The organism is Streptomyces sp. 11x1 (assembly GCF_032598905.1).
Lineage (GTDB): Bacteria > Actinomycetota > Actinomycetes > Streptomycetales > Streptomycetaceae > Streptomyces.
Genome location: NZ_CP122458.1, coordinates 928932 through 954734, shown reverse-complemented (window position 1 = coordinate 954734; position 25803 = coordinate 928932). Strand labels below are relative to the sequence as shown.

Below are 25803 nucleotides of genomic sequence, written 5' to 3'. Positions count from 1 at the left end.
GCTCTTCAGGGGCGCGGGGAACTGCGCGACCAGCCCCCACCGGACCCGCACCCGCCGACGTGCTCCCCTCACCGCCGACCGGGAACGGTCACCCCTCCACCGGCTCCAGCACGAACACGGGAATCTCCCGGTCCGTCTTCTTCTGGTAGTCCTCGTACGGCGGATACGCCGCGACCGCCCGGTCCCACCACTCGGCCTTCTCGTCCCCGGTGACCTCACGCGCGGTCAGGTCCTGCCGCTTGGGCCCGTCCTGGAGTTCCACCAGCGGGTCGGACTTGATGTTGTGGTACCAGACGGGGTGCTTGGGCGCTCCGCCCTGCGAGGCCACGACCGCGTACCGCCCCTCGTGCTCCACCCGCATCAGCGGGGTCTTGCGGATCTTCCCGCTCTTCGCGCCGCGCGTCGTGAGCACGATGACCGGCAGCCCGGTGTCCAGCAGCGTCGTCCCCTGCGTGCCGCCCGAGCTCTCGTACAACTCGACCTGCTCGCGCACCCATTGGGTGGGGCTGGGCACGTACTCGCCCTCAAGAGGCATGGCAATCGTCCCTTGCTGTCGCGTACAGACTCTTCCCCGCATTCAACACCGGCCCCTCGCGGAATCATCCTCATCGGGCCACGTCCGCACGGGGCTTGTGCGAACGCGGCCCGCCAGGGCGACGGCTATGGCATCAGCACCGCCAGTCCCGCGATCACGGCACTCGACACGAGGCCGGTGAGCAGCCGCCCCCGGTGTCCGGTCAGCGCCCGGCCCAGCAGGGCGCCGCCGCCCGCGAGCAGCAGCTGCCAGCTCGCCGAGGCGAGGAACGCGGCGAGCACGAACACCGCCTGTTCCAGGGCGCTCACGGCCTGTGTGGCGCGGCTGCCGAGCACCAGCGCGGCGAAGTACACCACCGTCGTGGGGTTCAGCAGGGTGATCCCCAGGAGGGCGACGTAGGCGCGCGCGGGTCCGACCGGATTCCGCTGGTCACGGGTGGGCAGGCGCCGGGCGCGGTACTGGCGCACGGCCCCGGTCGCGCCGCGTGCCGCCAGCGCGAGGAGCACCAGGGCGGAGGCCCAGCGCAGCGGTGTCAGCACGGGGTGCAGGGCGTTCGCGAGGGCCGTACCGCCGAGGGCGGCGAACAGGGCGTACAGCCCGTCGGCCGTCGCGACGCCGAGCGCGGCGCACGCTCCGGTCCGGAGGGACGTACGGGCGGTGAGGGAGACGAGGTAGGTCGCGACCGCTCCGACCGGGATGGCGATGCCATAGCCGGCGAGGAGCCCCGCGACGAGCGCGGCCGTCACGACCGGGGCGGTGCCGGCTCCCACGGTCGGCCCGGCTGCTGCTGCCCCCGCACCGGCGAGGCGGTGGCGAAGGACGGCGTCAGGGAGGCGTGATGGCTGAACATGCGCAGATCCTGGGGCCCGGCGCTCCGCCCCCGCAAGCGAATTAGGGCGATGAGGGGCGCCGTGCGCGAGTGATTCGCCGGCGGCCCTTGGTCATGGATTCGACGCCCGCCTGCCTTGTTTGCGCCCAAACGGTGGAGAGGGTGCCGGGGTGGACGGACGGGCGCGTCCGACGCGGAGCCGTCACGCCTTCGGGCGGCGGCCACTGCGCCGGGGCGCGGGCTCAGCGCCGTTCAGCAGGGTGCGGCGGCGCTCCTCGCCGTGCTCCTCGACCTGGAGCACGACACTGCGCAGCCCCTCCGCGAGGCTGCGGCACTCCGCGTCGCTGAGCTGCCCGGTGACGAAGGCCTCCTCTTCGTTGAAGGCCGGGAACACCCGCCGCATCAGTTCCTCGCCCTCGTCGGTGAGGGCCAGCAGCACCAGCCGTCCGTCCGTCGGGTGGTCCGCCCGCCGCACCAGCCCCCGCGACTCCAGCGTCCGGGCGACCCCCGTGAGCGTGCCCTTGGAGATGCCCGCCTCCTCGGCGACGTGCCGGGTCTCGGACTCGCCCCACACCCACACCACCCACAGCACCACGAAGGCCGTCCAGGTCAGGTCGGAACCGCGCAGCACGGAGTTCTCCAGGTGCTGCCGCACCGCCGAGGCGGCCCGGTAGATGTTCGCCACCGCCGTCATCTGGTCCCGGCGGATCGAGAAGTCCCCCAGCTTCGCCGCGGCGAGCTTCTCGACTTCGGTGATGGATCGCTGGCCGGGCACGGGTGCTCCTCTGATCGGTCGCTCGGTCATTCGGGATCAAATTGTACGGAGCAGAGCGAATCCACGATGAGTCCCCCATGAGTACCCCCCCGGCATGCCTCTGGTCCTCAGCGAGACTGGACCCTCACCGGCGACCGGGCCGACCTGCCCGCCGCCGTACGGTGGGCACGCGAGGCCGAGGACGCCGGCTTCGACTCCGTCATGGTCGGCGAACACATCGTGCCCGGCCCCGACGCCGCCGACGGCATCATGGGCACCCCCGCGACTACGCACTCCCCGGCGACCAGGACCCGTACACCCCCTGGCCCCATTTCCTGCTCCTGCTCGCCTCCATCGCGTCCGTCACCGAGCGCCTGCGCTCGGCCGCAGCGGCCCTCCTCGCCCCGCTGCGTCACCCCCGGCTGATGGCCAGGGAACTCGGCACCCCCGACCTGCTCAGCCAGCGGCCAAGCAGCAGCTTCTGCTGGTTGCCGCCGGAGAACGCGGAGGCGGGCAGCCCCCGGCCGCGCGGGTCGCAGCCCGACCGCCTCGGCGAGCGCGCGGAACACCCCCGCTCCGCGCCGAGGCCCCCCGTGCCGGGCGAGCGTCCGCACGCTCGGCAGCAGCACGTTGTCCTGCGCGCTCAGCCCTGCGAACAGGCCCTGCGCGCGCCGTCCCCGCCGGCACCGCGCGATCCCGGCGGGGAGGGCGTCGGCGGGGCGGGCCGGGGAGACGGGACGCTCCCCGGCTTCCCTGCTGTCCGCCCCGAGCGTCCTCGCCGCCCCAAGTCCCGCCCAACTTGACCACCTCGCCTGAGGCTTAACTACGCGGCATTGGTTCTAGCGCCGGGTAGTTGACTAGGGTCGACAGGTGACTGCGACTGCGAACACCGCCGGAGACCGGTCGGGGCGAGGCGGGCCCGGCCGGGGCGAAAGGCCCTTCCTCTACGTCGTCGTCTGCGCGGCCGGCGTCGCCGCCGGGGTCAGCAAGCTCGTCACCGCCGCCCAGGAGCGCGACTGGGAGGTCGGGGTCATCGCGACGCCCGTCGCCATGGGCGGATTCTTCGACACGGCCGCCGTCGAGGCGCAGACCGGGCGCCCGATCCGTTCCGCCTGGCGGCGACCGGGCGACGCCCGCCCCTTCCCGCCGCCGGACGCCGTGGTGGTCGCGCCCGCCACCTTCAACACCGTCAACAAGTGGGCCGCCGGACTGGCCGACACCCTCGCGGTCGGCACGTTGTGCGAGGCATGCGGCCTGGGCGTCCCGATCGCCGTGCTGCCCTGCGTCGCCGACGCCCTCGCCGCCCACCCCGCGTACCGCGCGAGCCTGGAACGCCTGCGCGGCATGGGCGTGAAGTTCGGCGACCCGTATACCGGTGAGGCCGAGGGGGAGGACGGCGGACGCGCCGAGTTCCTGTGGGAACGGGCGCTGGACCTGCTGGAGTCGGACGACGAGGGAGAGGCCCTCACACGCTGAGCTCCGTCGCCGTCCCCATCGACAGCGTCTGCCGCAAGCTCGGCACCGAGAACGGGGCGAGCACGGTCTCCGAGGCGGTCGGGCGCGGGCTGCTCAGACTGTGCTGAGACCCCTGGCCCCGGTCAGTGGGCTCCCACCGGTTCGAACTCCGTGCCGCACGGGCCCGCTCCCTCGCTCTCCGCGAGGGCCACGGGGGCGCCGCTCATCGTCAGCGTCTCGTAGTAGCGGCCGATGCGTTCGGCGGAGCGGCCCACGTAGTGGCCGATGAAGGAACGGCGGAAGCGATCGGCGGTGTGGTTGGGCTGGGAGCCGTGGACCAGGCTGCCGTTGAAGAAGAGGACGTCACCCGGGGACATGTCGACGGGCACGGGGGTCAGACCGGGCGGCGGTGCGACGTACTCGCGGGCGAAGGACACCTCCGAGTCCGCCACCTCCGGACAGAACAGATCCATGCGGTGCGTCCCCGGCACGACCTCCAGACCTCCGTTGTCCCGGTCGATCACGTCGCAGGCGATCCACGCGGCCACACAGGTCCCCGGTTCGACCCGCAGATAGAAGTTGTCCTGGTGCAGCGCCTGCCCCCGGGCCCCCGGCGGCTTGAAGTAGAACATGCTCTGCGCGGCCAGCACCTCCTCGCCGAGCAGGCCCTCCAGGATCTCCCGCAGCCGGGTGTCGAGGAGAACCCGCAGCGACATATCGTCGATGCGGTGCGGATGCATCACCCGGGGGTAGACACGCAGGGGGTCCGCCGGCCCGTCCGCCGGGACCGGGCGCGGTTGGAAGTGACCCGGGACGGGGCCGCCGGCCTGCAGCGCCGCGAACCGGTAGCACAGCTGCTCGATCTCGGTCGGCGAGAACAGCCCCCGCACCACCACATAGCCGTTCTCCTCGAACTCCGTGTTGTCCGTGACTGGCATCCGTGGCACCCCTCTTCGGCGTCGTCCGTGTACTCCAAGCTAGGCACAAGCGCTCTTCCGGAGGATGCCTGTGCGTGCTGACGACCTGCCCGAGACTGCTGCGCCCGTCAATCCGTCTCCGGGCCAGGTGATCATCGGACGCTTCGACCAGCGGCCGCCCTACGCCATGCACCGGGCGCGCGGCGCGGACAGCTGGCTGTTCACCTGGACCACGGGCGGCGGAGGACTGCTGCGGCAGGGCGGCACGCGGGTCCCGGCCGGCCCGGGTGACCTCGTGGTCCTCGGCCCGGGGGTGCCGCAGCACTACACGGTCCGGCCCGGTGCCGGGCACTGGGCGTTCTGGTGGGTGCACTGCCAGGCGCGCCCGTCCTGGACCGCCTGGCTGCGCCCGTACGAGACCGCCGACCGTGTGTACGCCGTGCCCTCGGCCCCCGACGGCATCCGCGAACGGGTCGACGCGGCCTTTTGCCGCATGCTCGCGGACGCCCGCTGGACCGGCGAGGGCTCCCCGCCCGCCCCGCGCACCGACGCCGAGTCGTCGCGGGGAGGCGGCACCTTGTCGACGCCCGGGGCTCTCGCACCCCGTGACGAGGTCGCCGTCGCGCACGGCACGGCGGCCCGTGAACTCGCCCTGTGCTCACTGGAGGAGGTGGTGCTGCTCACCGTCGCCAGGGCCGAGCCGCGCCGGTCGGGGGTGGATCCGAGGATCAGGCGGGCGCAGGACCTGATCACCGCCGACCCCGGCGCCCCGCACACCGTCCGCTCCTTCGCCGAGCGGGTCTCCCTCTCCCCGTCCCGCTTCGCGCACCTGTTCACCGAGCAGCTCGGCCACTCCCCGATGCGGGCCCTCAGCCAGGCCCGCCTGCTGCACGCCGCCCGTCTCCTGGAGGCCACCGAGCTCCCCGTGGAACGGGTCGCAGCCGCCTCCGGGTTCGGCAGCCCGTTCCACTTCAGCCGGGTGTTCCGGCAGCGCTACGGGGTGCCGCCGGGGGAGTACCGGCAGGGGCTCCGGGACCGCGACTGAACGGTCTCGCCCCCGCCGTCACACCGGTCGCGCCAACGACGGCGGCTGGACGGCGGGCCGCCTCAGCCGCCGAAGGCCAGCAGTGACAGCCACAGCGCCACCACCGACGACACCAGGGCCGCCGGGACGGTGAGGAGGCCGAGGCGGGTGAACTCGCCGAGGTCCACGCCGTGGTCGTGCTGGTGGACGATGCGCCGCCACAGCAGGGTGGCCAGGGAACCGGCGTACGTCAGGTTCGGGCCGATGTTGACCCCCAGCAGCACGGCGAGGACGGCGCCCGTGCCCAGCGGGGCGGCCAGCGGGACCAGCACCAGAACCGCGGGCAGGTTGTTGATGACGTTGGAGAGGACGGCGGCCAGGGCGGCGACGCCGAGCAGGGCGAGCAGACCGGTGCCGGACGGCATCACCCGGCCCAGCGCGTCGGCGAGCCCGTTGTCGACCACCGCGCGCACCACGACCCCGAGCGCCAGCACGAAGGCGAGGAAGGGCAGGGAAAGGGAGTGGAAGAGCGCGGCCGGGGACGTGGTCCGGCGGACCAGCGCACGGACCGAGAGCACCAGGGCCCCGGCCAGCGCCGCCCACACCGGCTCGATCCCGAGCACGGACGTCAACACGAACCCGGCGAGCGTGCACACGACCGTGGCCAGCGCGAACATCGGCAGCTCGGGCGCCTCGACGGCCTCTTCGGGCGCGGGTGCCGCCGCGTCCAGATCGGCCGCGAAGAACCGCCGGAACACCAGGTACTCGGCGGCCACGGCCACCGCCCACGGGGCCGCCATCAGCAGCGCGAACCGGGTGAAGGTCAGCCCGCTGGCGGTGAACGCCAGCAGGTTGGTGAGGTTGGACACGGGCAGCAGCAGCGAGGCCGTGTTCGACAGGTGCGCGGTGGCGTACAGATGAGGTTTGGGGCGGGCGCCCAGCCGGGCCACGGTCGCGAACACCACCGGAGTCAGCAGCACGACCGTCGCGTCCAGGCTGAGCACCGCCGTGATGCCGGAGGCCAGCGCGAACGTCGCCCCCAGCAGCCGACGGGGCCGGCCCGCCGACGCGCGCGCCATCCACGCCCCGCAGGCCTGGAAGAGCCCCTCGTCGTCGCAGAGCTTGGCCAGCACGAGCACGGCGGCCAGGAACCCGAGCACCGGGCCCAGCAGCTCGGCCTCGGCGCGGGCGTGGTCCAGGGAGACGGCACCGACGGCCACGGCGATCCCGGCGGCCGGTACGGCGACCACCGCTTCAGGCAGTCCGAAGGGGCGGGCGACCGCACAGCCGAGGACGACGACGAGCAGGACTACGGACAGGACCTCGGCGGGGGCGGTGTTCACGGCAGGGTTTTCGGGGCGTTCTTCGGCGGGGGGGGGAGGGGGAGCCAGGGCGCTCGACGGCGCCGAGACTGGTGCACCCTACAGCTGCCCGGCGACACTCGACGAACACACGTGTGACCGTGAGGTGAGATCCGGCTCACCTCAACGAGGCCGTGCTCACTCCTCCGACAGGGCCAGGTCCGCCCAGATCGTCTTGCCGTCCTCGGTGTGCCGGCTGCCCCAGCGCTGCGTCAGCTGGGCCACCAGCAGCAGACCGCGTCCCCCCTCGTCGAAGGTCTTGGCCCGGCGCAGATGCGGGGCGGTGCCACTGCCGTCCGACACCTCGCAGATGAGGGTGGTGTCGTCGTGGATCAGGCGCAGCTGGATGGGCGGGGCGCCGTGCCGGATGGCGTTGGTCACCAGCTCGCTCACCACCAGCTCCGCCGTGAACGCCGACTCGCTGATGCCCCACAGCGCCATCTGCGTCAGCACGTACTGACGGGTCCGGGCGACGAACGCGGGGTCGGCGGGTATCGACCAGGTCGCCACCCGCTCCGCCCGGAGCCCCCTGGTGCGGGCCAGCAGCAACGCCACGTCGTCGGGGGCGCCGTTCGCGGGGAGCAGGGACTGCACGACGTCCTGGCAGATGTCGTCCAGCGAGCCCTTGCGGCCGGACAGCGCCTCCGCCAGCAGCTCCTGACCGGTGTCGATGTCCCGGTCCCGGGTCTCGATCAGGCCGTCGGTGTAGAGGGCGATGACCGTGCCCTCGGGCAGTTCGAGTTCGGCGGACTCGAAGGGCAGTCCGCCGAGGCCCAGGGGCTGTCCCGACGGCACTTCGACCTCCATGGGCCGTCCGTCCGGGTCCAGCACCACCGGCGGTGGGTGCCCGGCACGGGCGAAGGTGCAGCGCCGGGTCACCGGGTCGTAGACGGCGTACAGACAGGTGGCGCCCACCTCACCGGTGACCCCTTCGCTGCCGGCCTCGGCGGACAGCCGTACGACGAGGTCGTCGAGGTGGGTGAGCAGCTCGTCGGGGGCGAGGTCGACATCGGCCAGGGTGCGTACGGCGGTCCGCAGGCGGCCCATGGTTGCGGAGGCCTGGACGCCGTGGCCGACGACGTCGCCGACGACCATGGCCACCCGCATCCCGGACAGCGGGATGACGTCGAACCAGTCTCCGCCGACCCCGGCCTGCGCTGCCGGGAGGTAGCGGGAGGCGGCCTCCAGGGCGGGCATGCACGGGAGGGTCTGGGGGAGGAGGCTGCGCTGGAGGGCGAGGGCGGTCTCGCGTTCGCGGGAGTACCGGCGGGCGTTGTCGATGCAGACGGCGGCGCGGGCCGTCACCTCCTCCGCCAGCAGCTCGTCGTCGGGGGTGAACGGGTCGAGCCGCTTGAAGCGGGTCAGGACGGCCACGCCGAGGGTGGTGCCGCGGGCCCGGATCGGCACCGACATCGTGGTGTGGACGCCCAGTTCCTTGACCCGCTGGCTGCGCACCGGGTCCCAGGCGAGCCAGTCCGAGAGGGTGTTGGCGGGGTCCGTCGCCACGATGGTGTGGCCGACGGAGAGGGACGCCGCCTGCGGGGAGGTGGCCGGGTACACATCGGTGTGGCCCACCTCGACCACCGCCTCGGGGCAGCCGGGGGTCACCGACTGGTGGGCGGCGCGGCGCAGCGTGAAGGGCGCGGACAGCGGGCCCTCGTGGGGTTCGTCGCCGTGGTCGAGGGACTGCATGAGGTCGACGCTGACGAAGTCGGCGAGGACGGGGACGCACACGTCGGCCAGCTCCTGGGCGGTCCGCCGCACGTCGAGGGTGGTGCCGATGCGGATGCTCGCCTCGTTGACCAGCTGCAGCCGCTGCCGCGCCAGGTACTGCTCGGTGATGTCGTGCCCGGTGACACAGACCCCGATCGGCACCCCCGAATCGTCGGCCAGCGGGGCGATCGCCGCCGACCAGGCGTGGGCCCGGTCCTCGTCGGCCGCCCGGAGGAAGGTCTGCACGTCCTTGCGGCGGCCCAGGGCCAGCACCTCGCGCAGGTGCTGCTCCAGCTTCTCGCCCTGGCGGCCGCCGAGGATCTCGGACATGTGCAGACCCCGGAGGTTGTCCTCGGGCATCCCCACGGCGTCCGCCATCACCTCGTTGATGCCGCGCAGTCGGAGGCGGTCGTCGAAGACGGCCATGGCGCACGGCGACTGGAACATGACGGCCGCCGCGAGCGGATCGTCCCGCACGAGCGGACCGGGATCGTCCAGCGGACAGAGAACCAGCCAGCTGCCGTTGCCGTCGGCACTCCGCAGGCCCCGGTGGTGGGCGAGCAGCCACGCCGTCACCGTGCGCCCGTCGCGGTGACGCAGCGCGAGCGTGCCGTTCCAGCTGCGGCTGCCCGGAGGGGGCGGCATGAAGGAACCCCCGGGGGCCAGCAACTCCTCTGCGGGACGGCCTACGATCTCCGTCGCGTGCCAGCCCAGCAGACGCCTGGCGCCCTCGTTCCACTCGACGATCGTGCCGTCGCCGTCCATGGCCGCCCGCGCGGTGGCGGCACCGTCCAGGGCATACGCAGGGGTGTCACCGTGCGTAACCTTGCGGCTCCTCATCGTCGCGTGTTCCATTCCGCCGGACCGAACGGGCTTACGGGCGAATTCCAGCCTATGCGCTCCGCCGGGAAAGCGGACGGGAAACCGTACCCCCGCGCGATTTGCTGAACCCGTGTTCGCCCAGTGGTGCGAGGGGCTCTGGACGTCCCTGGGGGCGGGTCGTCAGATTTTGTTCGGTCACGATCTGTTCGGTCGCGATCGCCCGTGATGGCTTGTGGGGCCTTGCGCTCCACCGGCTCCCCCGGAACGTTCCCGCGCACCGGAAGGTGACGTGCGGGCCACCCCGTAGCGCGGCAGGTCGACGCCCCGGCTGCCGCGTTCGAGCCCGACCGCCCGGCCGCTGTCATCCACCCGCACACCGACGCCGGTTGCTCCGGCCGCCCCGGCGACCTGCCCGTCGGCGTCGGGGTCGAGGTGTGGGGCGGCGGACGGTACGTCCCTGTGGAGGGGCCACGATCGACTGGGCCGCCGCCTCCGACGCCCCACGGCGACCACGTTCACCCCGGTGCGCGGCTCCCACGTGCGGAGCCGCCGCTTCGGTCCGGACGGAAAACCAGTCCTGTCCGGACCGTTGACGGGCTGTCATGTCTCTAACAGCATGGCCGGTGTCCGCATCTGGGAGCGCTCCCACGCGCTTACCCGTCCCCGTGCCACCCGTCACCGACTGCGCCCCCACCTCCCCCGAGGAGCCCAGACGTGAAACGACGCAGAACCACCCTGCTCGCCCTGACGACCCTCCTCGCGGCCGCGCTCACCGCGCTGCCCGGCGGCCCCGCCCAGGCCGACGAGGTCGAACAGGTCAAGAACGGCACCTTCGACACCACCACCGCCCCCTGGTGGACGACCGCCAACGTCACCGCCGGCCTCACCGACGGCCGCCTCTGCGCCGAGATCCCCGGCGGCACCACCAACCGCTGGGACGCCGCCGTCGGCCAGAACGACATCACCCTGGTCAAGGGCGAGTCGTACCGCTTCAGCTTCTCCGCCTCCGGCACGCCCCAGGGCAACGTCCTGCGGGCCATCGTCGGCCTGTCGGCGGCCCCCTACGACACCTACTTCGAGGTCAGCCCGCAGCTGAACGTCTCGGGCGACCGCTACTCGTACACCTTCACCTCGCCCGTCGACACCACACAGGGCCAGGTGGGCTTCCAGGTCGGCGGCAACGCGGACCCGTTCACCTTCTGCATGGACGACGTGTCGCTGCTCGGCGGGGTGCCGCCGGAGGTGTACGAGCCCGACACCGGGCCCCGGGTGCGGGTCAACCAGGTCGCCTATCTGCCCGCCGGACCGAAGAACGCCACCCTGGTGACCGACGCCGCCGCGAAGCTGCCCTGGCAGTTGAAGAACGCCTCGGGCGCCGTGGTCGCCCACGGGCAGAGCACCCCGCGCGGCCTCGACGCCTCCTCCGGGCAGCGCGTCCACTCGATCGACTTCGGCGCCTACCGCAAGCGCGGCACCGGCTTCACCCTGGTCGTCGACGGCGAGACCAGCCGCCCGTTCGACATCGACCCGGCCGCCTACGAACGCCTGCGCCTGGACTCGTTGAAGTACTACTACACGCAGCGCAGCGGCACCCCGATCCGCGACGACCTGCGCCCCGGCTACGGCCGCGCCGCCGGCCACGTCGACGTGGCGCCCAACCAGGGCGACGGCGACGTGCCCTGCCAGCCGGGTGTCTGCGACTACCGGCTCGACGTCACCGGCGGCTGGTACGACGCCGGCGACCACGGCAAGTACGTCGTCAACGGCGGCATCTCCACCTGGGAGGTGCTGAGCACCTACGAACGCGCGCTGCACGCCCGTACGGGTAAGGCCGGCAAGCTCGGCGACGGCTCGCTGAACATCCCGGAGAGCGGCAACAAGGTGCCCGACCTGCTGGACGAGGTCCGCTGGGAGCTGGACTTCCTGCTCAAGATGCAGGTGCCGAAGGGCAAGCCCCTCGCGGGCATGGCCCACCACAAGATCCACGACGAGCAGTGGACCGGTCTGCCGCTGATGCCCGCCGACGACCCGCAGAAGCGCGAACTGCATCCGCCGAGCACCGCCGCGACCCTGAACCTGGCGGCCACCGCCGCACAGGCGGCCCGCCTGTACCGCCCCTATGACCCCGCGTTCGCGGCCAGGGCGCTGAGGGCGGCCCGCACGGCGTGGACGGCGGCCCTGGAGCACCCGGCCGTGTACGCCTCCGAGAGCGACGGCATCGGCGGGGGCACCTACGCCGACAACAACGTCACCGACGAGTTCTACTGGGCGGCCGCCCAGTTGTACCTCACCACCGGTGAGAAGGCGTTCCGGGACCACGTCCTCGCCTCACCCGTGCACACCGCCGACATCTTCGGACCCATCGGCTTCGACTGGGCCCGCACGGCCGCCGCGGGCCGCCTCGACCTCGCGACCGTGCCGAACAGGCTGCCGGGCCGTGACAAGGTCCGCCAGTCCGTTCTCAAGGCCGCCGACCGCTACCTGGCCACACTGAAGGCCCACCCGTACGGCATGCCGTACGCGCCGGAGAACAACCTCTACGACTGGGGCTCCAACCACCAGATCCTCAACAACGCGGTCGTCGTCGCCACGGCCTACGACATCAGCGGTGCGTCCAAGTACCGTGAGGGCGCGCTCCAGAGCATGGACTACCTCTTCGGCCGCAACGCCCTCAACATCTCCTACATCACCGGTTACGGCGAGGTCGACGCCCGCAACCAGCACAGCCGCTGGTACGCCCATCAGCTCGACCCGGACCAGCCCAACCCGCCGGCCGGCACCCTCGCGGGCGGCCCGAACTCGGGCATCCAGGACCCCTTCGCGCAGAGCAAACTCCAGGGTTGCGTCGGCCAGTTCTGCTACATCGACGACATCCAGTCCTGGTCGACCAACGAACACACGATCAACTGGAACGCGGCGCTGGCCCGTATGGCGTCGTTCGTCGCAGACCAGGTCTGAACCCTCGCACCACCCTTCGGTACCGCGCGGAAGCGCCCGTGAGCTGCGGTTATTTACGGGTAAGTACCCGCGCGGTACCGTGGGCGCATGCCAGCTCTGAATGTGGAGTTCAGCGACCGCGAGCTAGAGGACCTGCGGCAGATGGCCAAGGAACGCGGTACGTCGATGAAGGCGCTCGTGCGCGAGGCGGCCGCGGCTGACATCGTGCGGCACCGGGCGCTGAAGGAGGGCGCGGAGGCCTTCCGGGAGTTCTTCACCGCGCACGCCGCCGAGTTCGCCGCCGCCTTCCCGGACGACGAACCCGCCGCCGAGGCGAAGGGACGGGTCGGCTGACCGATGGCCCCCGTCATCCACATCGATGTGCCCTGGCTGCTCCAGCGACACGAAGAGGTCATGCCCGAGCAGCCCACCGTCAACGACTTCTCGGCGCTCGTCGCCGCCGTGGCCCGGCACCGCGTCGACCCGCCCCGCCTCGGTGTGGACTCCGACCCGGCCTGGCGGGCCGCCGCGCTGCTGCACACCCTCGCCGTGCTCAAGCCCCTGCCCGCCGCCAACGCCCGTTTCGCCTGTGCGACGGCCTTGGCCTACATGTTCGTCAGCGGCGTCGGCATCGACCCGCCCTACGGGGCCCTGGTGGATCTCGCGCGTGACCTGATCTCCGGGAAGACCGATGTCTACGGGGCGGCGGACCGGCTGCGGTCCTGGCAGATCTGAGCGGGCGAAGACCTCGTCGAGCCGGTGCGGGAGGGATACGCGCCGCTTCCCCCGGGGCCGCCGACCGAGGGCGGGAGGATCAAGGTCGGCGGCCGTTTCGCGCGGGAGAGCCGCCGTTCCGCGCGGGGCCTTCCGAGGTGGCCGGGTCCAGTGAACAACGAACCATCGGCGCGCCGGGAGCGTGCGCGGACCACCGGGGTGTGCGTACGGTTCACACGGGGTGCTTGAATCCTCGAGTGAATTGGAAGCGGAAGGGTTCGTTCTGTGAAGCGGAAGCATCGGGGCCGGTCATCTGACCTGCTTTTAGTGATGCGGATGTTGCACGAGTGCCTTGTTAGCCATGAGTAACTTGTGCAAGGGTGACCTTCCCGCGCAGGGCAATGGCCCGGCCGGAAAGGCCACTTGACTTTCCCGGTAGCCCAAGGGCCCAAAAGGCTCAAGGGGGACGGCTGTCGTGTGGCTCGTTTCCGGCCGCTCTCCCGGCGCCCGCCAAAAAGGTACGCACCAATCCAGGGCCCTTTTCGGCGGTCACAACTCCGTGTGCCATCTTCTGCCTTGGAAGGAACCCGCTCTGTGCACACCCCCCACCCTCCCCGCCCCACTTTTCCGCCCGCGCCCGGCCCGGTGCCCGGAGAGTCCGACGAGACCCTCGCCGCCCGGCTGAGGGGATGGCCGGAGGGCGGCACCGGCGATCCCGTCGCCCTGCTGATGGCGCGGCACTGGCAGTCGACCCACGACTACGCGGCGATCTGTCTCGCCACCCCGTCGCAGGTCGCCTCGATGGTCACCGCGACCGCCTTCCACCGGGTGCTCGACGGGCTGATGCGGGGCGAGTCGGGTGTGGCCCTGCGGCCGCGGCTGTTGGTGGCGGCCCGCGACACCGTCAAGGAATGGTCCGCGGAAGGGGGTGTCTCCGGCGCGCTGTCGGATCTGCGCAAGCCCGCCGGCGGGCGCGGTATGCGGGCGGCGAAGTCCATGACGCCGGAAAACCGCAAGCTCATCGAGCGCTCATTCCAGGCCCTCCCGGCGGTCGCCCAGTGCCTGCTGTGGCACACTGAGGTAGAAGCTGAAACGATAACCATACCCACTGGTCTGCTGGGGCTGGACGCCGACAGCGCGGAGGCCACCCTGGAGCAGGCCCGCGACAAATTCCGTGAGGGCTGTGTCCGCGCTCACCGGGAACTCGCGCCGTCCAAGGACTGCCGCTTCTACAACCGGCTGCTGGACGTGCCCATTCGCCGCGGTGGCGCTCTGCTGCCGGACGTCCAGCAGCATCTGCTGGAGTGCCGCTACTGCCGTTACGCGGCCGAACAACTCAGCCATTTCGAGGGCGGACTCGGCGGGGTCATCGCCGAAGCCGTACTCGGCTGGGGTGCCCGGCGCTACCTCGACTCCCGGCCCGGCCGGATGCCGCAGAAGGGCGCGTCGAGACGTCCGGGGAGCGGCGGACGCCACCGACTGCTCTCCCAGATCCCCGCGCAGCGCCGCCGCCTCACCTCCGGAGCGCGCAACCCCCGGGCCCTGATCACCGTCGGCGTCTCCTCCGGCGCCCTGCTCGCGGCCGTCCTGGGTGCCGCGTTCCTCTCGGACGACGGCAGCGGCGCGGACCCCACCGCCTCGACCAGCGCCACCGGGGGCGTCGCCACCGCGCCGGACACCGGCAACGAGGCCACCAGGGGCGGCGCTTCGCCGACCTCGCCGTCCTCGGCCGGACAGCCCACGGCCCCCCAGCAGACCCGGCTGCGCAACCAGGCCGCCGACCTGTGCCTCGACATCCAGGGCGGCAAGGCGGTCAAGGGCGCCTCGACCGAACTCGCGGTGTGCGACTCGGGCTGGACCCAGAAGTGGTCCTACGAGGAGGACGGGCTGCTGCGCAGTGTCGCCAACCCCGAACTCTGCCTGGACTCCCAGGTGGACGCCGGTGTCGTCGTCCTCGGCAACTGCGCGGACGAGGACTCCGGGCGGGCCGACGACGTGCGCTACGACTTCAGTGTCCAGGGCGAGTTGCTGCCCCGCTGGGGCGAGGGGCTCGCCATGGCCCCCATCGCCACCGAGCCCAAGGCGGACATCGTCGTCAAGGTCCGGGACGGCTCCACCACACAGCGCTGGCTCACCGACGGGGTGACCGCCAGCCCCGAGTCCCTCTCGGTCTCCGGCTCCGAGGCACCCACGCCCGAGACCGAGCCGGTCTCCGAGGAACCGGACACGGCCGCCTCCCCGGTCCCGGAATCGAAGAAGTCCGACACACCGTCGCCGTACACGCCGCCGGAGGCCGAGGCGGAGCAGGGCGGTTCGATCATGTCGGTGGGCGACGACGGGAACGCGGACGGTTCGGAGCCGGGGGCGCAGTTGACGTCCGCGGACGTCCCGGCGCTTCTGACCGGCCTCGGCCTGTAGGAAGGGGCTGGGGGCTTCTCGCGCAGTTCCCCGCGCCCCTGAAAAGCAGGGGCTGAGCCCCGTACTTTTCGCCCCTGAGTGGCCGCAGGCCCTCAAGGGGCGCGGGGAACTGCGCGAGAAGCCCCACCGGAGGGACGCGTGGGGGTCGAAGGGGCGCAGCCCCTTCGTGGGGGCACCTCCCGCTCAAGCGAAGCCGAGAGTGGGGAGGGGACGGGTAGGGGCGGCGGGGGCGAGAAAGCCGTCAGGCACCCCCGGCGAGGCTGTCGCGCCCCACAGACCCCGGCCCCCGATGCCCGGCCAACGCCAACGTCAGATCGAACTCGGCGAGCAGACACCGAATGACATGCTCCACCCCCACCTGCCCGTCGAGCGCCAACCCGTACACATACGGCCGCCCCACCAACACGGCGGCAGCCCCCAGCGCCAACGCCTTGAAGACGTCATCACCCGTACGCACCCCACTGTCGAAGAGCACGGTCATCCGCTCACCCACGGCCCGGACCACCCCCGGTAGCGCGTCCGCGGCCCCGACACCCCCCGCCACCTGCCGCCCCCCATGGTTGGACACGACCACCCCGTCCATCCCCGCGTCCGCGGCGAGCCGCGCGTCGTCCGGGTGGAGCACACCCTTCAACACGATCGGCCCGGCCCAGTGTTCACGCAGGAACGCCAGGTCGGGCCATGTCTTGCCGGGATCGCCGAACATGCCCGCGAAGTGCAGCACAGCCGCGTTCGGATCCTCGTGGACCGGCTTGGCGAGCCCCGCCCGGAACGCCGGGTCGGTGAAGTAGTTGGCGGTGCCGACGCCGTGCAGGAACGGCAGATACGCCCGGTCCAGATCGCGGGGCCGCCAGCCGAGCAACGGCGTGTCGAGGGTGACGACGAGCACGGAGTACCCGGCGGCCTTCGCCCGCTCCAGGAAGCTTCGAGTGACCTCACGGTCCTTCGCCCAGTACAGCTGGAACCAGCGCTCCGCGTCCCCCATGGCTTCCGCGACCTGCTCCAGGGGCGTGCTGGACGCCGAGGACAGGATGTACGGCACGCCCTGCGCGGCGGCGGCCCGCGCAGCCGCCGGCTCCGCCCCCGGGTGCACGATCGACAGCACACCCACCGGGGCGAGCGCCACCGGCGCCGGCAGCGCACGGCCCAACACCTCCACGGACAGATCGCGTTCGCCCACGTCCCGCAGCAGCCGGGGGACGATGCGGTGCCGCTCCAGCGCCTCCCGGTTGGCGCGGGCCGTGCTGCCGTTGCCCGCGCTGCCCGCCACATAGCCGACGGGGCCGGCACCGAGCCGGTGTGCGGCCAGCTCCTCCAGCCGGGTCAGGTCGGTGGGCAGCCGGGGCACGGTCCCGCCCATTCCGCCCAGGTAGATCTCGTACTGGAAGTCCGCCCAGTGCTTCGCCATGCGTCGGCCCTGCCCATCACCGTCGAGAACGCCCCATGTCGCCGACGATCCTGGCGACCCGAACACGCGCCGTCCACCGTTCCGCACGCTTGATGGTCGCCCGGCCCAGGCCCGTTCGGGCGGTTGTCGTGAGCCGAAGCGGAATGTTTCAGGCCGATTGCCGAGCCGTGGAGATCCGGCCATTCATGATCATGGGGCGATCGAGAACCGCTCAGAATCGGGGTTTGCATGTTCGAATTCTGTGACTTCGAGCCACTGATTCAACACTCAAAGTTACCGAAACCTGTGGGGTCGATGTGTGTTCCGGCCGGGGACCCGGCAGACTCGCGCTCGCCGAACCGGCACCGTCCGGGCCGGCTTCGTACACGCGACCGATGTGGCGGAGCCGTCCGGGCATTCCTGCAGAGCGGAAGGATGCACACCATGCCGAAGACCGCGCGCCTGGCAGCGACTCTCACCCTGACGGCCGCCGCTGTCTGCGGCCCCTTCGCGGGGCCCGCGCTCGCGGACCCCGCGCCCGTGGCGAAGAGTCTCTACGCCCCGTCGGCCCTGGTGCTGACCGTGGGCCATGGCGAGGACTCGGCCGCCGTCACCCCCGAACGCGCGGTCACCCTGAGCTGCGCGCCGAAGCCCGGCGGCACCCATCCGGCGCCCGTCGACGCCTGCGCCGAACTCCGCGACAGCGGCGGTGACTTCGACGCCCTGAGCGCCAACGCCGGGGCGATGTGCACCAAGCAGTACGACCCGGTGATCGTCACCGTGCACGGCGTCTGGCAGGGCAAGCGCGTCGCGTACGAGCGCACCTTCGCCAACGAGTGTCTGAAGGACTCCGCCGCGAGCGTTCTCTACTCCTTCTGAACCCCCGTACGGCCTGTAGCTCTCGTACGACCTGAACCTCGTACGACCTGTACCTCCCGTACGACGTGAACGTCCCGTAGGACACGGTCGCCGACGGCGGCCGAGAGACCGGGGTTGTGTGGCCCCGTGAGTGATGAGCGAGGGCTCGTGGCTGGGGAGCGCGAGCCCTGTCACGGAGTGTCACGCGATCCCCGTTCGGGGGCCGGCCGAAGCGGAGTGGGGCCGCGGGCCGGCCCCCGGCATCATGCCCGGGGGCCGACCGTCACTCGGCGGTGACGGTCCAGCGGCCGACCTCCTGGTGGCCGGAGTCGTACAGGGGCTGTCCGTCCCCGGGGCCGATCTCGCAGTGTCGGAGGTTGCCGCCCCAGTAGCGCAGGATGCGCTCCAACTCCTGCACGGTGGTGGCCTCGTCCCAGGCCGTGCTGTCCAGGTCGACTTCGAGAAGGAACTTCACTTCGCGCGTCTCCACTTCTGTGTCGCTCGGATTCCGCGCCGGTGTCCGCCGGAACGGTGTGTGCCCGCCGCAGGTCCTTCAATCGTTTCATTGAACCGCTAGTTGAGACTTGGCCGTCGCGGAGGCGGGGGAGCGGGCGGGATGTCCGGTAAGGGCGGGAAGCGGCCCAACAGGCCTGCGCCGCGCAGCAGTTGGCGTATCCGGGGCTGGTCGGAGACAAGGCGGAGTCGCCCGCCGCGCGACCTGGCCGTGGCTTCCGCCCTGCACAGCACGCGCAGCCCCGAGCAGTCGAAGAAGGAGACGTGGCGCAGGTCGACGAGCACGTCCGGCGGGGCTGCCCCGGTCACGGCGGCCATCAAGTGCTCGGCGAGGGACCCCGCCGACGCCAGGTCGATCTCGCCCGAGACCTCGATGACGGCGAAGGGGCCGATCCGTCGGGCGCGGGCGTAGGGATTGTCCGCCACGGCCCCGGGCGCGGCCCCGGCTCCGGACTCGGGGGCCGTGTCCTCGGGATGAGGGGCGGCACGGTCATGGGCATCCGGCGTCATGGCGGCTCCACCTTGTCAGGGGTAGGGCGCATCGGATCCGGTTAGCTACCCCGGCGCGGGGCGCGCCATCCCTTTCGCGCCCGGCGCAAGATCTACGACACTCGAAAAGGTGAATTGCTGCCAGCGGTATTGACATTCAGCCGGGGGTTGCTGTCGACAGCGCCCCCGGCGCTCCCGTGGGGCGTACTAGTCGTGCTGGGAGGATTCCTCCTGGGCCCGCTCGTTGGGTGTGATCGCGTCGCCCGCCTCCCCGTCGTGGCGGCGCCGCTCGGCGCCGGTGACGTCCGTCTCGGCCCGCTCCGCCTCGCGCAGGACCTCGTCGAGTGCAGTGTCGGGCTCGTTCCTCCCGCCGCGCCGGTCGTGCTCACTGTGCTTACCGTGCTTGCTGTGCTTGCTGTGCTTGCCGTGCTGGTCACGCGTGTGGTCCGGGTTCTGCTCGTCGTGGTGGTTCATGGAGGGCTCCTTTCGGCGCGGCGAGGGGATGAGGTGGAGCGAGGCGGGTGAGCCGAGATGCGGCCGGGCCGGCCGGGTCGGCCGGGTGCGGTCAGCGGGCCGGGGCCGCGATGCGCAGGGGCACCGCGCCCGGCGTGCTCGCACCGGCCGACCTGGTGGCTTCGACGTCCCGAGTCACCTCCGACCACCACGCCGGGCCGTCCTCGATGTGCCGCAGCAGAACGCCCTCGCGGATCGCCCAGGGGCAGATCGTCACGCTCTTCAAGCCGGCGAGCTTCATCGTGGTGTGCCCGACCAGTGCCCCGGCGAGGCTCTGTGTCGCCCGAGGTGCGGAGATGCCCGGCAGGGCGGATCGCTGGGCCGCGGGCAGGGCGGCGAGCCGGGTGATGGCTTCGCCGAGGTCCGCACACCGCAACTCCCGTTCCACGAAGGGGCCATGGCGGCCCGGCGCGGATCCGCACAGCCGGGAGAGCTGCTGGAAGGTGCGCGAGGTGGCCACGGCGGTGCGCGGTCCCTCCCAACGGATACGGGCCGAGACGTCCCGGAGTTGATGACGGACCTTGCGGCGCAGGGCCTTGATGCTCTCCACCGACGGCGGGTCCTGCCCGTGGAAGAACTCGTGCGTCAGCCGGTTCGCCCCCAGCGGTAGCGAGGCCACGAAGTCCGGCAGTCGCCCCCGCCCGAAGGCCACCTCCAGCGAGCCGCCCCCGATGTCCAGCAGGGCCAGCGGCCCCGACCGCCAGCCCATCCACCGCCGCGCCCCGAGGAAGGTGAGTTCGGCCTCCACCTCGCCGGGCAGGGTGCAGATCGGCACGCCGGTCTCCGCGCGCACCGTGCGCAGCACCTTTCGGCAGTTCGGCGCGGACCGCACCACGGCGGTCGCGAACGCCAGCGGCGTCGCCGCCCCCCATCTCTCCGCGGTCCGCGCCGCGGCCGCTACCGCCCGGCAGAGCCGCTGCACGGCCTCGTCGGGCACATCACCCCCGGGCGGAACCTGCTCGGACAGCCGCAGGCGCCACTTGGCGGTGTGCACCGGCAGCGGCACACCCCCCTCGGCGTCCGCCACCACGAGCCGTACGGTGTTCGATCCCACATCCACCACGCTCATCCGCATGACCTCCGGAGTACCCGGTAGTGGCCTCAACACGCCTGTCCCGTACGGCGGCCGGTGGCACACCGTCGCATCCAGGCCGCCCGCGCGCCGCAGGGCACCACCCCGTCCGAAGGGTGGCGACCCGAACCCCTGATCGGAATGATCCGGCTTATTGCATATAATGTGCAGGTGCATGACTATGACATCAGGGTGGCTGGGCCCGAAGAACTCGACGGCGCGCGGGCGGTGATGCTCGACACCGTCTACCGGGACTTCGGCACGGGCTATGTGCCGCGCTGCCACGGCGACATCATCGATCTGCGGGCGGCGTACGTCGCCCCCGACCGGCATGTGCTCCTGGTGGCGGTCGACGAGCGGGACGGCGCGGTCGTCGCCACGGGCGCGCTGGACTCCCGCGGGCCCGCCCATCCGCCCAACCCCCGTTGGCTGGCCGAGCGTTACCCGTCCGGGGAGACCGCCCAACTGCGCCGGGTGTACGTCCGTGCCGAGCACCGGCGCCGTGGGCTGGCCCGGCGGCTGGTCTCCGCGCTGCTGGACTTCGCGGCCGCCGACGGCGGTTACCGCTCCGTCTACCTGCACACCGACCCCGGGGTGCCCGGCGCCGAGGACTTCTGGCGCTCGCAGGGTGCGGCCGTGTGCGACGAGCGCGAGACGACCGGGGAACGGGTGGTGCACTTCGAGGTGCCGGTGCCGGTGCGAGGTCCCGCACCCGTCTCCGCGCCCGTCTCCGTGCCCGGGCCCGCGCCCGTGGCGGTCGGCCCCCCGTCCATCAGATGAAAATCATTGTCATGTAATCCGCGTCGCGGACCATCCCGTCGCTCCGCGTCCCGTCGCCCGCCCCCTACAGAGAACCAAGGACATGCGCTCTCCCCGCCGCCGCCGCGCCGCCGCCGGCCTGCTCATCGCCCCCCTGCTGACCGGCTGCTTCGCCTCGGACGGGGGGAGCGCGGACGACGCGTCCGGTGACGGCGCACGACTGCGCGTGGCCCTCGCCTTCCCGCCCGCCGAGAACTTCTCGCCCTACGGCGCCGACGCCACCCTCCTCAGCCGCCTCGGCGTCACCGAAGGCCTCACCAAGCTGGACGCCAACGGCATCGCGGCCCCCGCGCTCGCCGAGTCCTGGACCCGCGAGAACGACCGGAACTGGCTTTTCACGTTGCGTGAGGCCACCTTCCAGGACGGCACCGAGGTCACTCCGGTCACCGTCGCCGCCGCCCTCACCCGCGCCACCGAGGCCGAGCCCGTGACCGCCGCGCTCTCCGGCACCGCACTCACCGCGAAGGCCGACAGCGACCGCCGCGTGCGCGTCACCACCGAGGACCCCGACCCCGCACTGCCGTTGCGGCTCACCAGCCCCGGCCTTGCGATCCTGTCCGCCAAGGCCTACCGCGACACACGCGTGAACCCGGTCGGCACGGCCACCGGCCCCTTCGAGATCACCAAGGTCACCGGCACCACCGCCGCCACCCTGGACCGCTTCGACGCCTACTGGGGCGGCCGCGCCCAGGCCACCGGCATCGACGCCAGGTTCATCGCCGACGGCTCCGCCCGCACCAACGCGCTGCGCACCGACCAGGTCGACATCGCCGAGGCCGTCCCCGTGTCGCAGGCATCCACCCTCGACAAGGGCACCCGCCGCGAGACGGCCACCACCCGCACCACCAGCCTCCTGCTCAACACCGAGTCCGGCGCCTTCAAGGACCCGAAGCTGCGGGCCGCCGCCCGCGGTGCCGTCGACGGCTCCCTCCTCGCCGACGACGTGTACGAGGGCCACGCCGACGCCGGAGTCGGCATCTTCGGCCCCGCCGTGACCTGGGCCGCCGCCCAGCGCGTCGAACCGGCAGGCCGCGCGAAGGCCGGCGACCCCGACGGCACCTCCGTCACCCTCGCCACGTACGACAACCGGCCCGAACTGCCCGAGGTCGCCCAGGTGCTGCAACAGCAGCTCAGGGAAGCCGGGTTCGAGGTGAAACTGGAGGCCCGCGAGTACTCGCGGCTGGAGAGCGACGCCCTCGCCGGCAAGTTCGACGCCTTCGTCGGCGCCCGCAACTCCCTGCTCGACACCGGCGACCCCGTCTCCATCCTCGCCAGCGACTTCACCTGCGACGGCAGCTACAACCTCGCGCTGCTCTGCGACAAGAAAGTCGACCGGGCCGTCGCCGCCGCCGAGAAGGAGTCGGACACCGCGCAGCGGCAGCGGGTGGCGATGAACGCCGAGGCCGCGATCCTCGGCACCGACGCCACCGTCCCGCTCGTCCACCAGCGGATCATCACCGGCGTCGGCGCATCGGTGCGGGGCGTGATCCTCGACCCGTACGAGCGCACGCTGGTCGGAACGGGGACCCGGCGCTGACACGGGCACTCTGGCGGACCTTGCTCGCCGCGGGACTGCTGTGCGGCATCGGCCTGCTGCCCTGGCTGTCGAGTACCGACCCGGCGCTCACCGTCCTCAAGGCACGCTCCGCCGAACGCGACCCGACGCCGGAGGTCCTGGCGGCCGTACGCGACGAACTCGGCCTCGATGCGGGCCCCTTGCGACTCCTGGGGGTGTGGTTCGGCGGACTGGCCCGGGGCGACGCGGGCCGGTCGTGGATCTCCGGCGCCGAGGTCACCCCCTCCGTCCTCCAGGCACTCGGCGTCTCCCTGCTGCTGATGGCCGCCGCGCTCGTCGTCGCGGCGGCCACCGCCGCGGCGGTCTGCGCCCGTACCCTGTGGCTCGGCGCGCACCGCCGCCTCGACGACCGCCGGGGCGGCGGTAGCGGCGCCGCGCTGCTCGCCGCGCTGCCCGAGTTCCTCACCGCCTCCGTGCTCGCCGTCGTCGTCGGCGTGCACCTCGGCTGGCTGCCCGCGCTCGGCTGGTACGGGCCGCAGTGGACGGTGCTGCCCGCCCTGGCCCTCGGCCTGCCCGCCGGCGCGCTGCTCGGCCGGATGCTCGACGACCTGCTGCCCGGCGCCTTCGCCGAACCCTGGGCACTGGCCGCCGCCGCACGAGGCATACCGGGGCGGGCCACCGCCCGCCACGCCGTACGCCGCTGTCTGCCCGGACTGCTGCCCAACCTCGGCCTGTTCGTGGTCGGCCTCACCGGCGGGGCCGTCACCGTCGAGCAGGTCTTCGACATACCCGGCCTCGGCCGCACCACCCTCCAGGCCGCCCTCGCCCAGGACCTCCCCGTCCTCCAGGCAGGCACCCTCGCCCTCGTCCTGCTCGCCGCCGCGGCCGGTGCCCTCGCCCGTCTCGCCGCCCGCCTCCTTATCGGCCCCGCCCTCCGCGACGGCGCGCTCCACTCCTTGCACCGCCCCGTGCCACCGGCCCCGAGCCGCGCCCCCCTGCTGCACGGCGCCCTCCTGCTGACGGTCGTCGCGCTCGGTCTGGCCCGCGACCCACTGGCCCTCGACACCGGCGCCCGGCTCCGACCACCCTCCTGGGCACACCCGTTGGGCACCGACGCACTCGGCCGCGATCTCCTCGCCCGCATCGGCCACGGCGCCTTCACCACCCTCGCCCTGGCCGTCACGATCAGCGCCTCCGCGCTGCTGACGGGCCTCCTGCTCGGGCTGCTGCCGCGCCTGTCCGGGCCCCTCGTCGACACCGTCAACGCCGTCCCCGCGGTCCTCGCGGGTCTCCTCGTCGCCGGAGCGGCGGGCGGCGGAGCGGCGACACCCGCGCTGGCCGTGGCCGCCGTCGCCTGGGTGCCCCTGGCCGCGCACACCACGGCCCTGCTCGAACAGGAACGGGCCACGACCCACATCACGGCCACGAAAGGGCTCGGCGCGGACGACACCTACCTGCTCCGCCGCGAACTGCTTCCCGCCGTACTGCCACCCGTCGCCCGGCACGCCCTGCTCCGGCTGCCCGGCGTGGCCCTCGCCCTGACCTCGCTCGGCTTCCTCGGCCTGGGCGTGCAGCCGCCGGACCCCGAATGGGGCCTCCTCCTCGCCGAGAACCTGCCCTACGCCGAACGCGCCCCCTGGGCCGTCCTCGCCCCCGCCGGCGCGCTCGCCCTCCTCGGCGCCCTCGCGGTCACGGCGGCGGGCGGGGTGCGGTGGCCGCGCCGTCCGCGAGCCGGAGCCGTACACCGCCGACCGAAGCCCACCGCCGCCCCCACCGTCGGAGAGACCGGATGACCGAACCCGCACAGCACCCGCCCGCGACGCCCCCGGGGCGAACGACCGGAGAGAGGACGCAGAGAGAGGAAGGAACGCGCACGGCGGCCGGCGGCGCGGCCGCAACGGTGTCGCGGCGCGGTACCTGGGCGAAGCTCAGCCCGCTCCTGCGGCTGCTCATCCTCACCCAACTCGCCTTCAACGTCGGCTTCTTCGCGGTGCTGCCGTTCCTCGCCGAACACCTCGGCACGGCGATAGGCATGGCCGGCTGGATGGTCGGCTTCGTGCTCGGACTGCGCACCTTCAGCCAGCAGGGGCTGTTCGTGGTCGGCGGAGCGCTCGCCGACCGGTACGGCGTACGGCCCGTGGTGCTGGCCGGGTGCGCGTTGCGGATCGCCGGGTTCGCGTGGCTCGGGTACGCGGACGAGGACTGGTCGGTCATCGCGTCCGTCCTCCTGATCGGCTTCGCCGCCGCCCTCTTCTCCCCGGCCGTCGAGTCCGAGGTCGCCCGGCAGGCGGTGGTCTGGGAGGAATCGGGCGGCGAGCCCCGTACCGGCGTGCTCGCGCTGTTCACGGTGGCGGGGCAGGCCGGGGCCTTCGTCGGGCCGCTCATCGGGGCGTTGCTCCTGGCCGTCGACTTCCGGGTGGTCTGCCTCGCGGGCGCCGGCGTCTTCGCCCTCGTCCTCGCCGGGCATCACCTGCTGCTGCCACAGCACATTCCGGGCCGGGAACGGGTCGAGGTGCGGGGCGGCCTCGGCGGACTGCTGCGCAACCGGCGGTTCCTGGCGCTGTGCTGCGCGTACGGCGCGTACCTGCTGGCCTACAACCAGCTGTATCTGCTCCTTCCCGACGAGGTGGAGCGGGCGACGGGCTCCCAGTCCGCGCTGGCCTGGCTCTTCGGGCTGTCCTCGCTACTGGTCGTGGCGGCGCAGCTGCCGGTGACGCGGTGGGCGGCCGGGCGGCTCGATCTACGGCGATCCATGGCCTGGGGGCTGCTCCTGATCGCCTCGGGGTTCGGGGTGGTGGGCCTGGCGCGGCCCGCCGAGTGGACCGGCACGGCGGGATTGCTGCCCGCCGCCGGGTTCGTGGTGCTGCTGACGGTGGGCCAGATGCTGGTGGCTCCGGCGGCACGCGCATGGGTGCCCGACCTCGCCGTGAAGGGCCGCCTGGGGCTCTACACCGGGGCGATGTCCTCCGTTTCCGGCCTGATCGTGCTGGTGGGAAGCGCGGCGGCGGGCGCCCTGATGGACGCGAACCTGCCCGCCCCCGTCCCATGGCTCGCACTCGCCGCCGTGCCGGTCGCCTCGGTCCTCCTCGTCCCGGGGCCGGTGCCCACCGCGCGCAAGAAATCAGCTGTCCTCGGCACGCCCTCCGGCTAGGGTCGC

Annotated in this window: 23 protein-coding genes; 12 read left to right on the top strand and 11 right to left on the bottom strand. The window is 72.6% G+C overall.

Going from position 1 to position 25803, the window contains the following annotated elements; translation table 11 throughout:
• Positions 1-88 precede the first annotated feature (88 nt).
• From P8T65_RS04565 to P8T65_RS04555, 3 genes are all read right to left on the bottom strand, one after another.
• Positions 89-535, bottom strand: a complete 447-nt coding sequence (locus tag P8T65_RS04565) for a nitroreductase family deazaflavin-dependent oxidoreductase (protein WP_184902673.1) — start codon at positions 533-535, stop codon at positions 89-91.
• Positions 536-660: 125 nt separating this feature from the next.
• Positions 661-1281, bottom strand: coding sequence for a LysE family transporter (locus tag P8T65_RS04560; RefSeq protein ID WP_316731477.1), 621 nt, complete (start codon positions 1279-1281; stop codon positions 661-663).
• Positions 1282-1566: 285 nt separating this feature from the next.
• Complete coding sequence (locus P8T65_RS04555) at positions 1567-2139, bottom strand: MarR family transcriptional regulator (protein WP_316724108.1); 573 nt, start codon at positions 2137-2139, stop codon at positions 1567-1569.
• A 404-nt stretch (positions 2140-2543) separates the two neighbouring features.
• Between P8T65_RS04555 and P8T65_RS04550 the strand changes: the two genes are divergently transcribed.
• Both P8T65_RS04550 and P8T65_RS04545 read left to right on the top strand, forming a co-directional pair.
• Positions 2544-2921: a hypothetical protein gene (locus P8T65_RS04550; protein WP_316724107.1), complete on the top strand. Its 378-nt coding sequence runs from the start codon at positions 2544-2546 to the stop codon at positions 2919-2921.
• Positions 2922-2988: 67 nt separating this feature from the next.
• Positions 2989-3594, top strand: a complete 606-nt coding sequence (locus P8T65_RS04545; RefSeq protein WP_316724106.1) for a flavoprotein — start codon at positions 2989-2991, stop codon at positions 3592-3594.
• Positions 3595-3716: 122 nt separating this feature from the next.
• Here P8T65_RS04545 and P8T65_RS04540 read toward each other — a convergent pair whose 3' ends face one another.
• Complete coding sequence (locus P8T65_RS04540) at positions 3717-4511, bottom strand: phytanoyl-CoA dioxygenase family protein (protein ID WP_316724105.1); 795 nt, start codon at positions 4509-4511, stop codon at positions 3717-3719.
• A gap of 64 nt (positions 4512-4575) precedes the next feature.
• Between P8T65_RS04540 and P8T65_RS04535 the strand changes: the two genes are divergently transcribed.
• Positions 4576-5535: a helix-turn-helix domain-containing protein gene (locus P8T65_RS04535; RefSeq protein ID WP_316724104.1), complete on the top strand. Its 960-nt coding sequence runs from the start codon at positions 4576-4578 to the stop codon at positions 5533-5535.
• A 62-nt stretch (positions 5536-5597) separates the two neighbouring features.
• On the opposite strand, the gene P8T65_RS04530 is transcribed toward P8T65_RS04535, so the two are convergent.
• Both P8T65_RS04530 and P8T65_RS04525 read right to left on the bottom strand, forming a co-directional pair.
• The gene (locus P8T65_RS04530) at positions 5598-6857 is read right to left on the bottom strand and encodes an SLC13 family permease (protein WP_316724103.1); all 1260 of its coding nucleotides are present in this window, start codon (positions 6855-6857) and stop codon (positions 5598-5600) included.
• 156 nt (positions 6858-7013) lie between these two features.
• Positions 7014-9428 (bottom strand): SpoIIE family protein phosphatase, encoded by a 2415-nt coding sequence (locus P8T65_RS04525; RefSeq protein ID WP_316724102.1) that lies wholly within the window; start codon positions 9426-9428, stop codon positions 7014-7016.
• A 696-nt stretch (positions 9429-10124) separates the two neighbouring features.
• On the opposite strand from P8T65_RS04525, the gene P8T65_RS04520 reads away from it, so the two are divergent.
• The 4 genes from P8T65_RS04520 to P8T65_RS04505 all read left to right on the top strand — a co-directional run bounded on the left by P8T65_RS04520 (position 10125) and on the right by P8T65_RS04505 (position 15479).
• Positions 10125-12368, top strand: coding sequence for a glycoside hydrolase family 9 protein (locus P8T65_RS04520; protein WP_316724101.1), 2244 nt, complete (start codon positions 10125-10127; stop codon positions 12366-12368).
• An 87-nt stretch (positions 12369-12455) separates the two neighbouring features.
• Positions 12456-12701: a hypothetical protein gene (locus P8T65_RS04515; protein ID WP_316724100.1), complete on the top strand. Its 246-nt coding sequence runs from the start codon at positions 12456-12458 to the stop codon at positions 12699-12701.
• A 3-nt stretch (positions 12702-12704) separates the two neighbouring features.
• Positions 12705-13082, top strand: a complete 378-nt coding sequence (locus P8T65_RS04510) for a toxin Doc (protein ID WP_184902697.1) — start codon at positions 12705-12707, stop codon at positions 13080-13082.
• 573 nt (positions 13083-13655) lie between these two features.
• Positions 13656-15479 (top strand): RICIN domain-containing protein, encoded by a 1824-nt coding sequence (locus P8T65_RS04505; RefSeq protein WP_316724099.1) that lies wholly within the window; start codon positions 13656-13658, stop codon positions 15477-15479.
• 241 nt (positions 15480-15720) lie between these two features.
• Here the strand turns inward: P8T65_RS04505 and P8T65_RS04500 are convergent, their stop codons facing one another.
• Entirely contained in the window at positions 15721-16887 is a 1167-nt protein-coding gene (locus P8T65_RS04500; protein WP_316724098.1) for a lactate 2-monooxygenase, read from the bottom strand.
• Between the two features lie 423 nt (positions 16888-17310).
• On the opposite strand from P8T65_RS04500, the gene P8T65_RS04495 reads away from it, so the two are divergent.
• The gene (locus P8T65_RS04495; RefSeq protein ID WP_316724097.1) at positions 17311-17745 is read left to right on the top strand and encodes a protease inhibitor; all 435 of its coding nucleotides are present in this window, start codon (positions 17311-17313) and stop codon (positions 17743-17745) included.
• Positions 17746-18007: 262 nt separating this feature from the next.
• Here the strand turns inward: P8T65_RS04495 and P8T65_RS04490 are convergent, their stop codons facing one another.
• The 4 genes from P8T65_RS04490 to P8T65_RS04475 form a co-directional block, all read right to left on the bottom strand.
• Positions 18008-18199: a hypothetical protein gene (locus P8T65_RS04490; protein WP_316724096.1), complete on the bottom strand. Its 192-nt coding sequence runs from the start codon at positions 18197-18199 to the stop codon at positions 18008-18010.
• A 98-nt stretch (positions 18200-18297) separates the two neighbouring features.
• Positions 18298-18747 carry an STAS domain-containing protein gene (locus P8T65_RS04485; protein ID WP_316724095.1) on the bottom strand — a complete coding sequence of 150 codons (450 nt, stop codon included), beginning with the start codon at positions 18745-18747 and terminating at the stop codon, positions 18298-18300.
• Between the two features lie 186 nt (positions 18748-18933).
• Complete coding sequence (locus tag P8T65_RS04480; RefSeq protein ID WP_316731957.1) at positions 18934-19200, bottom strand: hypothetical protein; 267 nt, start codon at positions 19198-19200, stop codon at positions 18934-18936.
• A 91-nt stretch (positions 19201-19291) separates the two neighbouring features.
• Positions 19292-20314, bottom strand: a complete 1023-nt coding sequence (locus P8T65_RS04475) for a Ppx/GppA family phosphatase (RefSeq protein WP_316724094.1) — start codon at positions 20312-20314, stop codon at positions 19292-19294.
• Between the two features lie 168 nt (positions 20315-20482).
• On the opposite strand from P8T65_RS04475, the gene P8T65_RS04470 reads away from it, so the two are divergent.
• The 4 genes from P8T65_RS04470 (at position 20483) to P8T65_RS04455 (ending at position 25797) form a co-directional block, all read left to right on the top strand.
• On the top strand, positions 20483-21091 hold the full coding sequence (locus P8T65_RS04470) for a GNAT family N-acetyltransferase (RefSeq protein WP_316724093.1): 609 nt from the start codon (positions 20483-20485) through the stop codon (positions 21089-21091).
• A gap of 82 nt (positions 21092-21173) precedes the next feature.
• Positions 21174-22667: an ABC transporter substrate-binding protein gene (locus P8T65_RS04465; protein WP_316724092.1), complete on the top strand. Its 1494-nt coding sequence runs from the start codon at positions 21174-21176 to the stop codon at positions 22665-22667.
• 299 nt (positions 22668-22966) lie between these two features.
• Positions 22967-24439, top strand: coding sequence for an ABC transporter permease subunit (locus tag P8T65_RS04460; RefSeq protein WP_316731476.1), 1473 nt, complete (start codon positions 22967-22969; stop codon positions 24437-24439).
• On the top strand, positions 24436-25797 hold the full coding sequence (locus tag P8T65_RS04455; RefSeq protein WP_316724091.1) for an MFS transporter: 1362 nt from the start codon (positions 24436-24438) through the stop codon (positions 25795-25797). Before P8T65_RS04460 ends, P8T65_RS04455 begins: the two co-directional genes overlap by 4 nt.
• Positions 25798-25803: the final 6 nt, after the last annotated feature.

Coding starts and splice junctions, on each gene's coding strand:
- P8T65_RS04565 (WP_184902673.1), bottom strand. CDS start 535: ATGCCTCTTGAGGGCGAGTACGTGCCCAGCCCCACCCAATGGGTGCGC.
- P8T65_RS04550 (WP_316724107.1), top strand. CDS start 2,544: ATGGCCAGGGAACTCGGCACCCCCGACCTGCTCAGCCAGCGGCCAAGC.
- P8T65_RS04540 (WP_316724105.1), bottom strand. CDS start 4,511: ATGCCAGTCACGGACAACACGGAGTTCGAGGAGAACGGCTATGTGGTG.
- P8T65_RS04535 (WP_316724104.1), top strand. CDS start 4,576: ATGCCTGTGCGTGCTGACGACCTGCCCGAGACTGCTGCGCCCGTCAAT.
- P8T65_RS04525 (WP_316724102.1), bottom strand. CDS start 9,428: ATGAGGAGCCGCAAGGTTACGCACGGTGACACCCCTGCGTATGCCCTG.
- P8T65_RS04515 (WP_316724100.1), top strand. CDS start 12,456: ATGCCAGCTCTGAATGTGGAGTTCAGCGACCGCGAGCTAGAGGACCTG.
- P8T65_RS04510 (WP_184902697.1), top strand. CDS start 12,705: ATGGCCCCCGTCATCCACATCGATGTGCCCTGGCTGCTCCAGCGACAC.
- P8T65_RS04500 (WP_316724098.1), bottom strand. CDS start 16,887: ATGGCGAAGCACTGGGCGGACTTCCAGTACGAGATCTACCTGGGCGGA.
- P8T65_RS04495 (WP_316724097.1), top strand. CDS start 17,311: ATGCCGAAGACCGCGCGCCTGGCAGCGACTCTCACCCTGACGGCCGCC.
- P8T65_RS04485 (WP_316724095.1), bottom strand. CDS start 18,747: ATGACGCCGGATGCCCATGACCGTGCCGCCCCTCATCCCGAGGACACG.
- P8T65_RS04480 (WP_316731957.1), bottom strand. CDS start 19,200: ATGAACCACCACGACGAGCAGAACCCGGACCACACGCGTGACCAGCAC.
- P8T65_RS04475 (WP_316724094.1), bottom strand. CDS start 20,314: ATGCGGATGAGCGTGGTGGATGTGGGATCGAACACCGTACGGCTCGTG.
- P8T65_RS04465 (WP_316724092.1), top strand. CDS start 21,174: ATGCGCTCTCCCCGCCGCCGCCGCGCCGCCGCCGGCCTGCTCATCGCC.
- P8T65_RS04460 (WP_316731476.1), top strand. CDS start 22,967: ATGGCCGCCGCGCTCGTCGTCGCGGCGGCCACCGCCGCGGCGGTCTGC.
- P8T65_RS04455 (WP_316724091.1), top strand. CDS start 24,436: ATGACCGAACCCGCACAGCACCCGCCCGCGACGCCCCCGGGGCGAACG.